Genomic DNA, 13,743 nt, shown 5'->3' with positions numbered 1-13,743 from the left:
GTCAAACTACACGACCTCAAACCTGGAACTCCTCATTTAACGCAAACGTCTCCATACAGCAGCAAAAATCGATAGAACTCCGCCGGAAGCATAACGACGTCGCAAACGAAAGAAAAAACCTGTTGATTGATTGGCGCTGACGTAGTGCGACCGGACCAGTGATCGGTCAGGTGCAACAGTCATTGTCCCAAGCCTTTCGAGCAAAGGGTGTACTACAGAGTCCCAGCGAAACCTTTCTGAATAGTTGCGGACGTTTTCCTGGTATCTTTTATGCTCGCTATTATCAGTCATCAAGACCGTTATAGCTTGAACCCAGCCCTCAAGGTCTTCAAAACCGACGGATATGCCCGTCCCCTCGGGAATCAGAGAATCACCAAACACATCGCCTTGTGTTGCGATGATCGGCAAGTCACACCAGAGATAATCCAGCATGCGAGTTCGAAACGAGAAGCGCGTCTCGGGATTGTCAAAGTGAGAACTTATACCGGCATCTGCATCAAGCAGAAAATTATGGCGATCGTCATAGTCCACCCAGCCAAAATTAAAGTGAACAAACTTATCGATCAACCCGAGCTCGGTGGCCAGTTCGACTGCTCGAGCACACATATCATGCTGAGCAATACTGGCATTTGGATGCTTGACCCCAATGAACACGAGATGCACTCGTGCACCTTCCGAAATCAAGCGATGGACAGCCTTGATGGGCGTCAATGGATCAAACCATTGATACAACCCACCTCCCCATACAAGAACAAAATCATCTGCGGGGATATTAAAGGTTGAGCGTATCGCTCGCCTGGTCGGCTCCGGCCGCTGGGACGACAATCCAAATGGCAGCAGCGATATCAGGTCGGAAACATCGGCGTGACTCGCTTGCGGCCAACGATCTGCGTTGACTCGTCCGGCCAACGTCAGTGCACCCAGCCAGAATTCCCTCTGTTTTTCACTTGCACAAAGGAAATGATCTCCGTACACGAGTTGCTCAAGCAGCACATCGCATAAAAAATTGCTGGTCATCCCTCTTACATTAAGGCTTACACCTTCCGATGCCTGATGATATTCAAGTGGAACCGGGCAATAAAGGTCTACCACAAGACAACCTTTTAAATCCTTTAAAAAAGGATGAGATCTTAAAGCGTCACCTTGAACTATCAGAAAATCCGCATTTTCTGCTGTCGACTTGAAATCCGCATCCGAGAACTTTTTTGTTTCGAACAACACGTCAACCAACGGCTGAGCCTTTGGCGCATACACTTTAACATCGAAGCTTTGTGAAAGAACTTTTGCTATTTCCACACATCTGATTGCCGGTCCAGCCATTTTGAGCCCGACGACATCATTACAGACGATCAAAACAGTTTTTTTCCTCACATTATACTCGCCTTCAAGATATACAAGCCGGTAGCAATCAACGCAAAAAAAGCAAAGGTTCTTACCACTTTTCTAACAGGCGCCCTGCTCAAAAGCGACTTCAGCTTTCCTTTCAAGACAAATCCATATATAGAAGTCGCCGTAGCGGCCTCCATTCGCTTGGCAACGCGTGACATGCCACTCAGATGGAAATGTTTTACATAGTTGAACCGAATCCTGGAGGACATCAAGCATTCAGAATCATGAGAAACTCTATCGAGCGCCTCGCGCCAGGCTGGAATAATCGATTCATGCGAATGGTTCAATTCGACATACTTGAAGGACTCTTCCTTTATCGTATCGCGCAATTGAGAACTATCAACGAGGCGCTTGATAGCTTCCACCCAATCGTCGACGTTGTTATCAACCAACAGGCCGGAGCGCTCCGACACTACACACTCGACATAGGGAGTCGTATTGCTATAGATAGCGGATATCCCGCATCCACCGTACTCTCTGAATTTATTGTTCGTTTTGGAAGAGTTGAACTGACTTTCCATCAACGGCGCCAATCCGACAGTCCAGTTTCGGCCCATTTTGAACTCAAGAAATTTGGAATAGTCCGAAAAACCCGGAAACCACTGCACATTATTCAAGTTGCGCAATTCATCGGAAACACCACCAATGAACTCAAAGCGAATTTCAGGCCGCTCCTTTCCTAATTTCTCAACCACTTCCTGAAGCAGCGCAAACTCTTCTTCCTTATAGCCACCGGCGTACCCGACCACCGCGTCCCTTGCAGGTTTTACTGTAAGTTTTTTTGCAATCTTACGAATCAGTGAAGTGTCAAAAGGGACTGGCAACAACTCACATTTCACATCAGGAAATCTTCGATTGATAAATTCGGCGAATGTTTTGTTGTGCGTAATTACGAAACTGGCATTCTCAACAAAAGCGTCGAGCGACATGACGACTTCTGCCGATTGATAATAACGCGCCAACGCTCCGGAGCCGGTGATTTTCCAGAAATTGTCATCGATGTAATATGCATAGGGAATACCATGCTCGCGCAAGTACACCGGCAACCAGTCGTATCTTGGATCACAAATCCGACAAAATATGTTGACACCGCTGACGAGGGACGACCAGCCGACAGTGCTTAGAAGGCGGGTATCGCAGTTATCTTCACCACTCACATCATTCAGCAGACGCGAAACAATTCTTGTCGTCGAAATATCACCTTCAATCCAGAAATTTATTTTGCTGAATGACATACATAACCTATAAAAGTAAAAATAGTCTAACCCGTTAATCCGAAGTATCTCGCCGCGTACAGCAAGACTCAATCAAAGCTTCACATTTAAAACATTCCCGTCAGCAAGCAGCGTTACATCCATAGAGCGCCATTCGACCAGCGGCACCGAAGAATGAGAATCCAGAATCTTCATGGTTTCAGGCACGGTGCTTTACCAATGCTTCCTGATAGTGAATGGCCGTCTGACGCATGGCTCGATCTGAATGTATCGGTGGAGCCCACCCCAGTAACTCATAGTTCTTGGAGATGTCAACCTGCAGCGAACCGCAGACCCGACTTGCAACCGCTTGCTTGCCCAGCAGCGCCGCCACAGACAGTATCAGCCACTCTGGCAAGGCAATCAGCCGGGATCGCTTATCCAGAGCGTTCGCAAGGCTGTTCAATAACTGAGGAGTGGAGAGATCCTGACCATCGCTAACCAGAAATGTCTGATTAGCCGCCGCAGGATGATTGATACACGTGACGATAAAATCCACCAGATTGCCCAGCGCAACCAGACTTCGCTGGTTGCGTATGCCACCTAAAGGCAGTGGGACACCTCTGTCGAGCCAGCGCAACATATTCAGAAAATTGGCTTTGACACCAGGCCCATAGACCAGTGGAGGACGAATGATCACAAGCTCCATTGAAGTCTCCAGTGCCAGTTGTTTCAGTGCTTGCTCGGCCTCGTATTTGGAGACTCCATAGGGGTCTTGGGGAGCAGGCACATCATCCGCGCTGAACGGTTTCCCCGGAAGAGTGCTTTCCCCATTGACCTTGATCGAACTGATGAAAATGAAGCGCCGCACTCCTGCTTCCGCTGCCTGCTTCGCCAGTCGCAAGGTTCCTTCAACATTGACCTTGCGAAACTCAGCGAGGGCATCCTCGGCAGTTTCATTCATCACATGCACTCGCGCGGCCGTATGAACAACAACATCCACGCCATTCAAATCAGGCCGGTGACTCGGGTTATCCATGTCAAAAGACACAGTGGGGCATAATCCCTGCAATTGCGTAGCACGACGCGCGGCAGCGATAGGCGTGTATTTTTTATCGAGCAACAGGCGCATGACCAGCCGCTGCCCGACAAACCCGCTGGCACCGGACACAAAAATGCTCGGTTTTGGCACGATGCTCAAGACTTGCTCCCCAACAATGCGCTAGCCCAACAGATAAAGAAGAAGAAGACCTTATCCCTTACCCGACGCCTGCATTGCCAGGCCCTGAAGGAAAGCTTGACCAGTTTCATCCCACGCAACTGCCGAGTATTGACTACCGATGGCGCCTGTTCAGGCGTCACCAACGTTGCGATGAGTTCAACCTGACTGAACCACCAGCCGTCATGGATGGTTTTATAGCGAGTAATCAATGGTCGTAGACCGGTATTGGCACCGACTTGATTACGCTCGTGCTGGCGATAATCCATAGATGCCCCTGGATCGATATACCAGCGATAGCCGTTGCTTCGCGCATAGGCATAGCAATACCAGTCATGCAGGCTGACGCCTTGCAGTTGCTGCCAGTTCGCAAGCATTGAAACCTTTAAAGAGCCCGCCAGAGCGTTACTCATTACGTAGGTACAACCCGGCCCGGCAGCCTCGAACAAATAGTCCAGATCAACCTGTGGCTGCGCTTTGTCCAGAAGGACAGTCTTGCCATCAGGCCAGAATGCAGTGACGTTACTGGAGTACGCATCAACGCTTTGCTCTGCAATGCTTTGTGTTGCACGAAGCAGCTTGTTCGAATGCCAGATGTCATCTTGATCTGAAAAGGCAATGAAGTCGAACTTAGCGAAGTCGACATCGCGTATAAGCCGGAAGAAGTTGCGCGACGCACCGCCAAATCGCCCGGAGTCCGGGAGGATCACCACACCGGGGTGCTCACTGGCGTACGCTCGGCACAGCGCTTCCGTACCGTCTGATGAGGGATCAATACTGATGTAAACGGTTACATCAACTGCTGATTGATTGAGGATTGAGGAAAGTTGTTCCTCAATCCACGGTGTTCCATTGTAGGCAGCCAGTAAAACTGCAACCTTCGGATGTTCTACTGGCATGCCGTTCCTGCTTGCACGGATTGAACGCTTTGTTTGAATGCCGAACTTTCCAGACTCAGAAAGAAGTCGAATCCAACAATTTTTTCAGGTATTGCCCGTAGCCTGTCTTCTTGAGAGCCTCTGCCTGCTCGCTCAACTGATCCGACGTAATCCAGCCATTGCTGTACGCGATTTCTTCAAGGCACGCCACTTTCAAACCCTGGCGGTGTTCGATGGTATGCACGAAATGGCTCGCCTCAAGCAGCGAGTCGTGAGTACCGGTATCCAGCCACGCAAAGCCTCGACCGAGCATTTCGACATTGAGGGTTTGTTGCTCGAGATAAGCACGGTTAACGTCTGTAATTTCCAGCTCGCCTCGCTCGGAGGGCTTGATGCCCTTGGCAATATCGACAACCTGGTTATCGTAGAAATAAAGACCGGTGACGGCGTAACTGGACTTTGGCTTGAGCGGCTTTTCTTCGATGCTCAATGCCCGACCAGACGCATCGAACTCAACGACGCCGAAACGCTCCGGATCAGAAACGTGATAACCGAATACTGTCGCGCCTCGTTCCTGAGAGCTGGCGGAACGCAAGTTATCGGAGAAGTGCTGACCGTAAAATATGTTGTCACCGAGGATCAAGCAGCACGGATCCTTACCGATGAACTCCTCACCGATAATAAAGGCCTGAGCCAAACCATCGGGACTTGGCTGTTCGGCATAGGTCAATTGAATACCGTAGCGGCTACCGTCACCGAGCAGCTTGCGAAAGTTTGGCAGATCTTCAGGGGTGGAAATGATCAGGATTTCTCGCATACCTGCGAGCATGAGCACGGACAACGGATAAAAAATCATCGGTTTGTCATAGATCGGCAACATTTGCTTGGAAACACCCAGAGTCAGCGGGTGCAAGCGTGTTCCCGAACCACCGGCCAGAATAATTCCCTTTCGATTTGTCTTGATCATTTATTAAAAACTTCCATCAGCATTCTGTTTACGCCGCTTTGCCATTCCGGCAGGCGAAGGGCAAAATTATTTCGCAGTTTCTGGGTGTTCAGGCGTGAATTCAAGGGACGACGGGCGGGAGTCGGATAGGCTGTCGACTCGATCGGGTTTACTTCAGTCACCTTCAATGGCTCGCCAATCTTTCGCGCAAATTCTATGACATGGGAAGCATAGCCGTGCCAGGAAACTTCACCACCGGCAACCAGATGGTAGATACCCGCCAAATCGGCACTTTGTTTCACTTTCAAAATGGCATGGGCCGTTACATCGGCAATCAGGTCAGCACCGGTTGGCGCACCCACCTGATCGAAAATCACATTTAACGCCTCACGTTCTTTGGCCAGACGTAACATGGTTTTCGCGAAGTTGTTGCCCCGAGTGGAATAGACCCAGCTCGTACGAAAGATCAAGTGCGAACAGCCGGAAGCAATAATTGCCTCTTCGCCGGCGCGCTTGCTGATTCCGTATTGATTCAGGGGCGCAACAGGGTCGTCTTCCTTCCAGGGCAAGTCACCCTCACCACTGAACACATAATCAGTAGAGTAGTGAACCAGCAAGGCATTCAGAGCCAATGCTTCATCCGCCATGACGGCGACGGCCTGGGTATTGATCAGGGTAGCGAGTTCCTTTTCGGACTCTGCTTTATCGACGGCATTGTAGGCGGCAGCGTTGACTATCACATCCGGCTTCAGATGACGGATCGTTGCGCGCAGCGCTTCCGGATCCGACAAGTCGCCTTGCAGGCCATTGAGCAGGTGGCGATCCATCGAGATGAGCTCACCCAGCGGAGCCAGGGAGCGCTGCAGCTCCCAACCCACCTGACCATTTTTTCCAAAAAGAAGGATTCTCATGCTTTTTGGGAGCGATCGCTGTAGTTCTGATCAATCCATTGTTGATAGCTGCCGCTTTTCACATGTTCAACCCACTGCGCGTTGTTCAAATACCATTCCACCGTCTTGCGAATACCGGTTTCGAAGGTTTCCTCTGGCGCCCAGCCGAGTTCACGCTGAATCTTGCTCGCATCGATCGCATAACGCTGATCATGTCCCGGACGATCCTGAACATAAGTAATCAAGCTTGCGTGTGGACGATGAGCTGAATCCGGCCGGAGTTCATCCAGCAGCGCGCAAAGGGTTTGAACCACTTCGATGTTCTGCTTTTCGTTGTGACCACCAATGTTGTACGTCTCACCGATGACACCCTCGGTGACGACTTTGTACAGCGCACGCGCATGATCTTCTACGTACAACCAGTCACGCACTTGATTGCCCTTGCCGTAAACCGGCAGCGGCTTGCCTTCCAGTGCATTGAGAATGATCAGCGGGATCAACTTCTCAGGGAAGTGGCATGGACCATAGTTGTTCGAGCAATTGGTGACCAGTGTCGGCAGACCGTAGGTACGGGCCCAGGCACGAACCAGGTGGTCGGAACTGGCCTTGCTGGCAGAGTATGGCGAGCTTGGCTGATAAGGCGTGGTCTCGGTGAAGAGATCTTCAGGGCCTTCGAGGTCGCCGTACACTTCATCAGTGGAAATGTGATGAAAGCGGAAAGCGGCTTTGCGGGTATCGTCCAGTGCGGACCAATATTGGCGTGCAGCTTCCAGCAACGTGTAGGTGCCGATGATATTGGTCTGGATGAATTCGGACGGACCGGAAATCGAACGGTCAACATGGGATTCAGCAGCCAAATGCATGATTGCATCCGGTTGGTGTTCCCGCAGGACACGATCAATTTGATCACGATCGCAGATATCGACACGCTCAAAGGCATAACGTGAGTTTTGACTAACTTCGACCAACGACTCAAGGTTGCCAGCGTAAGTCAGCTTGTCAACGTTCACGACGGCGTCGTTAGTGTTGGAAATGATATGACGGATGACTGCCGAGCCGATAAATCCGGCGCCGCCGGTTACTAGAATTTTCACGCGAAACCATACCCTTGAGCTGCGGACCGCGCCCATAACGAGCGCAGCCTAATCCATGAATGCGAAAGCCGTCATAACCCAGGCCTCCGTCAGAGTCAGTCTGAATCTATGTGGTAACGAAGCCACCATCGAACAAGGGCTGCATTTTACAGCTTAATTAACGTTTTACTAATGGATATAGACAGGCAGCGCCGCAAATTCGATGGATGTCCCGCGCCTGTCGTTTTCAGACAAGGCGCTTGCGCGCAGCGCGGGACGAGCGTCCCAGAAACCAGCCCAGAACAGGACCGACGAGCATCCCAAGAAGCAGCGCGAGAACCATCACCAGAGATACTGGAAGTTGCGGCCCCGCCCAACCAAGGAACATCAGCGAAATGGACTGCTGATTCTCCAGCACAAACGCCAGGATCACCAGCATCAGTAAAAGAATGAAAACGCCAAGAAGCATGCGTTTGAGGTTACGCATGGGCACCCTCCTGAAAGGTCGTGGCTGTCAAACCCCCTCCTCCTCTTCTTCGTTCACGCGATCACGCAACTCCTTGCCCGGCTTGAAATGCGGTACAAACTTGCCATCAAGGCTGACAGACTGACCAGTCTTCGGATTGCGGCCGACCCGCGGCGCACGATAGTGCAAGGAAAAGCTGCCAAAACCACGGATCTCGATGCGATCACCCGTAGCCAAACACTGGGACATTTGCTCAAGCATGGTCTTGATGGCCAGCTCCACATCTTTGGATGAGAGCAGCCCTTGATGGGTGACAATTCGTTCGATCAACTCCGACTTCGTCATATTTTTCCCTTCTTTTTCAAGCAGCTAGATCAGCGCTTGAAAGGTTTTAGCATGCCCGGAAGATTTTGAACAGCCCAGGGATTGACATATCTTCTTCAGCGTCAAAACGCCCGTTTTCAGGGCGAAAAACCATACATCCACGCCAGCAGGCACTCAGCGACACATCACCAGCATGGTCCGAGTCACGTAACCCGCGGGATTGAAGCCAAAAGGGAATTCATCTTCATCTTTTGCTTCATCAGATCGAGTGAGCACCTTATAACCCGCCCCCTTGCACTCCTTCGCCGCACGCTTTTGGCATTTTTCCCAGCCTGACCCCAACCCGGAACAGTCGATCTCTATACCGCTGACACCACGCACCGCGTGGGTTTTGGCACTTGTGGTGCAACCCGCCAAAACCAGCACAGCCATGAGGAGAATAAACTTGTTCATCCACTTCCTTATGCCAGGCAACAGCCCGACTACTGCACACCCAAGACCAAGCTTAGTCGCGAATAGGCGATTGATCCGATTAAAGAAACAGACCACCAAGCGAAGAGTTTGGTTTCACACACAAGGCGCAACAGGGAATCCAGCACACCAAATCGCAGGCACAAAAAAGGGCGACCGAAGTCGCCCTTTTTAACGATCAGACAGAACTCAGTTCTGTTTGGCCATTGCTTGACGCAGCAGTGCCGCCATAGTGGTGTCAGCTGCTTCGCCTTCCGGAGCTGCTTTCAGGCTCTGGATGGCTTCTTTCTCTTCAGCATCGTCTTTCGACTTGATCGACAGCTGAATTACGCGGCTCTTACGATCAACGCTGATGATCTTGGCTTCTACTTGCTGGCCTTCTTTCAGAACGTTGCGCGCGTCTTCAACGCGGTCACGGCTGATTTCGGAGGCTTTCAGAGTCGCTTCGATATCGTCGGCCAGAACGATGATGGCGCCTTTGGCGTCAACTTCTTTCACGGTGCCAGTAACGATTGCGCCTTTGTCGTTAACCGAGACGTACTCGGAGAACGGATCGCTTTCCAGTTGCTTGATACCCAGGGAGATACGCTCGCGCTCTGGGTCAACCGACAGGATAACGGTGTCCAGCTCGTCGCCCTTCTTGAAACGACGTACGGCTTCTTCGCCCACTTCGTTCCAGGAGATGTCGGACAGGTGAACCAGACCGTCGATGCCGCCGTCCAGACCAATGAAGATACCGAAATCGGTGATCGACTTGATGGTGCCGGAGATTTTATCGCCCTTGTTGAACTGGCCAGAGAAGTCTTCCCATGGGTTCGACTTGCACTGCTTGATGCCCAGGGAGATACGACGACGCTCTTCGTCGATGTCCAGAACCATGACTTCCACTTCGTCGCCGACTTGTACGACTTTCGAAGGGTGGATGTTCTTGTTGGTCCAGTCCATTTCCGAAACGTGTACCAGACCTTCAACGCCTTCTTCCAGCTCAGCGAAGCAGCCGTAGTCGGTCAGGTTGGTTACACGAGCGGTAACGCGAGTGCTTTCTGGGTAACGGGCTTTGATAGCAACCCACGGATCTTCGCCCAGTTGCTTCAGGCCCAGGGAAACACGATTGCGCTCGCGATCGTATTTCAGAACCTTGACGTCGATCTCATCGCCAACATTGACGATTTCGGAAGGGTGCTTGATACGCTTCCACGCCATGTCGGTGATGTGCAGCAGGCCGTCCACGCCACCCAGATCGACGAATGCGCCGTAATCGGTGAGGTTTTTGACGATACCTTTGACTTGCTGGCCTTCTTGCAGGGATTCCAGCAGAGCTTCACGCTCGGCGGAGTTCTCGGCTTCCAGGACGCTGCGACGGGAAACGACAACGTTGTTGCGCTTCTGGTCCAGCTTGATGACCTTGAATTCCAGCTCTTTGCCTTCCAGGTGCGTGGTGTCGCGCACTGGACGGACGTCAACCAGGGAACCTGGCAGGAACGCACGGATGCCGTTAACGTCGACAGTGAAGCCGCCTTTAACCTTACCGTTGATAACGCCCTTGACCACTTCCTCAGCTGCGAAGGCTGCTTCCAGAACGATCCAGCATTCAGCGCGCTTGGCTTTTTCACGGGACAGCTTGGTTTCACCGAAACCGTCTTCAACCGAGTCCAGAGCAACGTGAACTTCGTCACCGACGTTGATGTTCAGTTCGCCAGCGTCGTTGTAGAACTGCTCCAGAGGGATCAGTGCTTCGGACTTCAGGCCAGCGTGAACGGTTACCCAGCGAGCTTGGTAATCGATATCAACGATAACACCGGTGATGATGGAGCCTGCCTGAAGGTTCAGGGTCTTTAGGCTTTCTTCAAAGAGTTCCGCAAAGCTTTCGCTCATTTTAATTCCTGTTGATTAGGGCGAAAAAGTACGCCCATCTCCACATCCCAGACGATGTGGGTTAGTTTCATTAAAAAGAAGCACCGCAGGACTATGACTGGTCCCCTGTGGCCTTCTTGGTCACCCGGCGATATCGCGAATGGCGATCTCGCTCATGATGCGTTCAAGCACCTGATCGATGGACAACTCCGTGGAATCCAGCTGTATCGCGTCGGCCGCCGGCTTGAGCGGGGCCACCGCTCGCTGGGTATCACGCTCATCGCGCGCACGAATCTCATCTAGCAGACTCGACAGACTAACACCCTCGACTTTGCCCTTCAACTGCAAATATCGACGGCGCGCCCGCTCCTCGGCACTGGCGGTCAGGAAAATCTTCAAGGGCGCATTCGGAAATACCACCGTTCCCATGTCGCGACCATCGGCCACCAGGCCCGGCGCTTCCTGGAAAGCACGCTGGCGCTGCAGCAGCGCCTCGCGCACGGCCGGCAATGCAGCCACCTGGGAAGCGCCGGAACCGACGCTCTCGGTACGGATGACATCGCTGACTTCATCACCTTCCAGAATGATGCGCTGCAACTGACCGTCGGTCGCCGCGATGAACTGCACATCCAGATGAGCGGCCAGTTTCTTCAGCAGCTCTTCATTGGTCAGGTCGACACCATGGTTGTGCGCAGCAAACGCCAGCAAGCGATACAGCGCACCGGAATCCAGCAGGTTCCAGCCCAGACGCTTGGCCAGAATCCCGGCTACGGTGCCTTTGCCCGAGCCGCTTGGCCCATCGATGGTGATGACCGGAGCAATGTTGTTCACGACTGAGCCTCTTGCGCCACACGAATGCCGACCTGCGCGCACAGCGCCAGGAAGTTCGGGAACGATGTCGCGACGTTGGCGCAATCATGGATGCGGATCGGTGCAGTGGCGCGCAGCGAGGCCACGCTGAAAGCCATCGCGATACGGTGATCGCCATGACCATGCACTTCGCCGCCGCCAATCTGGCCGCCGTCGATGATGATGCCGTCCGGGGTCGGCTCGCACTTGACGCCCAGCGCCAGCAAACCGTCCGCCATGACCTGGATACGGTCCGATTCCTTGACCCGCAACTCTTCGGCGCCGGTCAGCACGGTGCGCCCTTCGGCACAGGCTGCCGCCACGAACAGTACCGGGAACTCGTCAATGGCCAGTGGAACCAGCGCTTCCGGAATCTCGATACCTTTGAGTTTAGCTGCTCGCACGCGCAGGTCTGCAACCGGCTCGCCGCCCACTTCACGCTGGTTTTCCAGGGTAATGTCGGCGCCCATCAGGCGCAGGATGTCGATCACACCGGTACGCGTCGGGTTGATGCCGACGTGTTCGAGTACCAGCTCCGAACCTTCGGCGATCGACGCTGCCACCAGGAAGAACGCCGACGACGAGATGTCGCCCGGCACTTCGATGTGGGTCGCGGTCAGCTTGCCGCCGGACTCAACCGATGCCGTGGCACCGTTGACGCTCACCGGATAGCCGAAGCCGCGCAGCATGCGCTCGGTATGGTCACGGGTCGGCGCCGGCTCGGTCACGGTGGTCTTGCCTTCGGCGTACAGACCCGCCAGCAGCAGGCAGGATTTCACCTGGGCACTGGCCATCGGCATGGTGTAGGTCAGGCCTTTGAGCTTGTGACCGCCACGAATAGTCATCGGCGGACGACCTTCGGCAGCGGTTTCGATCACGGCGCCCATTTCCCGTAGCGGGTTGGCCACGCGATTCATCGGACGCTTGGACAGCGACGCATCACCGGTCAGAGTGCTGTCGAAATCCTGCGCGGCCAGCAGGCCGGACAGCAGACGCATCGAAGTGCCGGAGTTGCCCAGATAGATCGGGCCCGGCGCAGGTTTCAGGCCGTGCAGGCCGACACCGTGGATGGTCACGCGGCCGTGATGCGGGCCTTCGATGACCACGCCCATGTCGCGGAACGCCTGCAAGGTCGCCAGGGCATCTTCGCCCTCGAGGAAGCCTTCGACTTCAGTGACGCCTTCAGCCAGGGAACCGAGCATGATCGAACGGTGGGAAATCGATTTGTCACCTGGTACGCGAATCCGACCGGACAGGCGGCCACCAGGTTGAGCCAGGAAAATCAGATCGTTGGAATTCATAGCGTCCACATAGGCCCTGCGGGCCAGGATTTTACTGAAATGCTCGCGGGCAACCCGGGCGCGCGTGAAGACGCCCAACAATTGGTGCCCATCCCCTGCATCGACCGCGTCGCGCAAGGCGTCGAGGTCGCTGCGAAATGTATCGAGTGTGCGCAGGACAGCCTCGCGGTTGGCGAGAAAGATGTCATGCCACATGACCGGGTCGCTTCCGGCGATTCTTGTGAAATCGCGAAAACCGCCCGCAGCGTAACGGAAGATCTCAAGGTTTTCATTGCGCTTGGCCAGCGAATCAACCAGACCGAAGGCCAGCAGGTGCGGCAGATGACTGGTCGCCGCCAGCACTTCATCGTGACGCTCGACCTGCATGTGCTCGACGTCGGCACCCAGCTCGCGCCACAAGTGATCAACCACTGCCAGCGCAGCCGGATCGGTCTGCTCCAGCGGGGTCAGAATCACCTTGTGACGACGAAACAGCTCTGAGTTGGAGGCTTCCACCCCGCTCTGCTCGGAACCGGCAATCGGATGACCCGGCACGAAACGCGCCGGCATGCCGCCGAACGCTTCGGTCGCCGCGCGCACCACATTGCCCTTGGCGCTGCCGACATCCGTCAGGATCGCCTGCCCCAGATCCATGCCAGCCAGACGGGCCAGCACTTTTTCCATGGCCAGGATCGGCACCGCCAACTGGATCACGTCCGCGCCCTGGCAGGCAGCCACCAGGTCTTCTTCGCAGCGATCCACCACACCCAACTCGACCGCCAGCCTGCGCGATTGCGGGTCGAGATCGACCCCGACCACTTCGCGGCACAGACCGCTTTCACGCAAGCCTTTGGCAAACGAACCACCGATCAACCCCAGACCGACCACCACCAGGCGCCCGATCATAGGTG

Annotated in this window: 13 protein-coding genes; all 13 read right to left on the bottom strand. The window is 53.8% G+C overall.

What is annotated here, in order from left to right:
- Positions 1–36: 36 nt before the first annotated feature.
- Positions 37–1,371, bottom strand: coding sequence for a glycosyltransferase (locus AC1RMX_RS23085; protein ID WP_493073099.1), 1,335 nt, complete (start codon positions 1,369–1,371; stop codon positions 37–39).
- On the bottom strand, positions 1,368–2,624 hold the full coding sequence (locus tag AC1RMX_RS23080) for a glycosyltransferase family protein (protein WP_141401783.1): 1,257 nt from the start codon (positions 2,622–2,624) through the stop codon (positions 1,368–1,370). The genes AC1RMX_RS23085 and AC1RMX_RS23080 overlap by 4 nt, the downstream gene beginning before the upstream one ends.
- A 178-nt stretch (positions 2,625–2,802) precedes the next feature.
- Positions 2,803–3,774 carry a UDP-glucose 4-epimerase family protein gene (locus AC1RMX_RS23075; protein ID WP_096821148.1) on the bottom strand — a complete coding sequence of 324 codons (972 nt, stop codon included), beginning with the start codon at positions 3,772–3,774 and terminating at the stop codon, positions 2,803–2,805.
- 5 nt (positions 3,775–3,779) lie between these two features.
- Positions 3,780–4,700: a glycosyltransferase gene (locus AC1RMX_RS23070; protein WP_096821026.1), complete on the bottom strand. Its 921-nt coding sequence runs from the start codon at positions 4,698–4,700 to the stop codon at positions 3,780–3,782.
- A gap of 55 nt (positions 4,701–4,755) precedes the next feature.
- Positions 4,756–5,646 carry a glucose-1-phosphate thymidylyltransferase RfbA gene (gene rfbA, locus AC1RMX_RS23065; RefSeq protein WP_192558662.1) on the bottom strand — a complete coding sequence of 297 codons (891 nt, stop codon included), beginning with the start codon at positions 5,644–5,646 and terminating at the stop codon, positions 4,756–4,758.
- Positions 5,643–6,536 (bottom strand): dTDP-4-dehydrorhamnose reductase, encoded by an 894-nt coding sequence (rfbD, locus tag AC1RMX_RS23060; protein WP_493073097.1) that lies wholly within the window; start codon positions 6,534–6,536, stop codon positions 5,643–5,645. Before rfbD ends, rfbA begins: the two co-directional genes overlap by 4 nt.
- Complete coding sequence (gene rfbB / locus AC1RMX_RS23055) at positions 6,533–7,609, bottom strand: dTDP-glucose 4,6-dehydratase (protein ID WP_176504853.1); 1,077 nt, start codon at positions 7,607–7,609, stop codon at positions 6,533–6,535. The genes rfbD and rfbB overlap by 4 nt, the downstream gene beginning before the upstream one ends.
- Before the next feature lie 226 nt (positions 7,610–7,835).
- A complete protein-coding gene (locus AC1RMX_RS23050; protein WP_096821022.1) occupies positions 7,836–8,075 on the bottom strand; it encodes a lipopolysaccharide assembly protein LapA domain-containing protein in 240 nt (79 codons plus the stop codon).
- 27 nt (positions 8,076–8,102) lie between these two features.
- A complete protein-coding gene (ihfB, locus tag AC1RMX_RS23045) occupies positions 8,103–8,399 on the bottom strand; it encodes an integration host factor subunit beta (protein WP_003189779.1) in 297 nt (98 codons plus the stop codon).
- Between the two features lie 153 nt (positions 8,400–8,552).
- On the bottom strand, positions 8,553–8,831 hold the full coding sequence (locus AC1RMX_RS23040) for a hypothetical protein (RefSeq protein WP_096821021.1): 279 nt from the start codon (positions 8,829–8,831) through the stop codon (positions 8,553–8,555).
- Positions 8,832–9,038: 207 nt separating this feature from the next.
- Positions 9,039–10,724 carry a 30S ribosomal protein S1 gene (gene rpsA, locus AC1RMX_RS23035; protein ID WP_007950918.1) on the bottom strand — a complete coding sequence of 562 codons (1,686 nt, stop codon included), beginning with the start codon at positions 10,722–10,724 and terminating at the stop codon, positions 9,039–9,041.
- A gap of 120 nt (positions 10,725–10,844) precedes the next feature.
- Positions 10,845–11,534 (bottom strand): (d)CMP kinase, encoded by a 690-nt coding sequence (cmk, locus tag AC1RMX_RS23030; protein ID WP_011335369.1) that lies wholly within the window; start codon positions 11,532–11,534, stop codon positions 10,845–10,847.
- Positions 11,531–13,738 carry a bifunctional prephenate dehydrogenase/3-phosphoshikimate 1-carboxyvinyltransferase gene (locus tag AC1RMX_RS23025; protein WP_493073161.1) on the bottom strand — a complete coding sequence of 736 codons (2,208 nt, stop codon included), beginning with the start codon at positions 13,736–13,738 and terminating at the stop codon, positions 11,531–11,533. Before AC1RMX_RS23025 ends, cmk begins: the two co-directional genes overlap by 4 nt.
- Between the last annotated feature and the right edge of the window lie 5 nt (positions 13,739–13,743).

Source organism: Pseudomonas sp. GW822-FHT03F04 (genome assembly GCF_058801405.1).
Note: the sequence above shows the minus strand (reverse complement) of the source record. Positions and strands in the feature narration are given on the sequence as shown.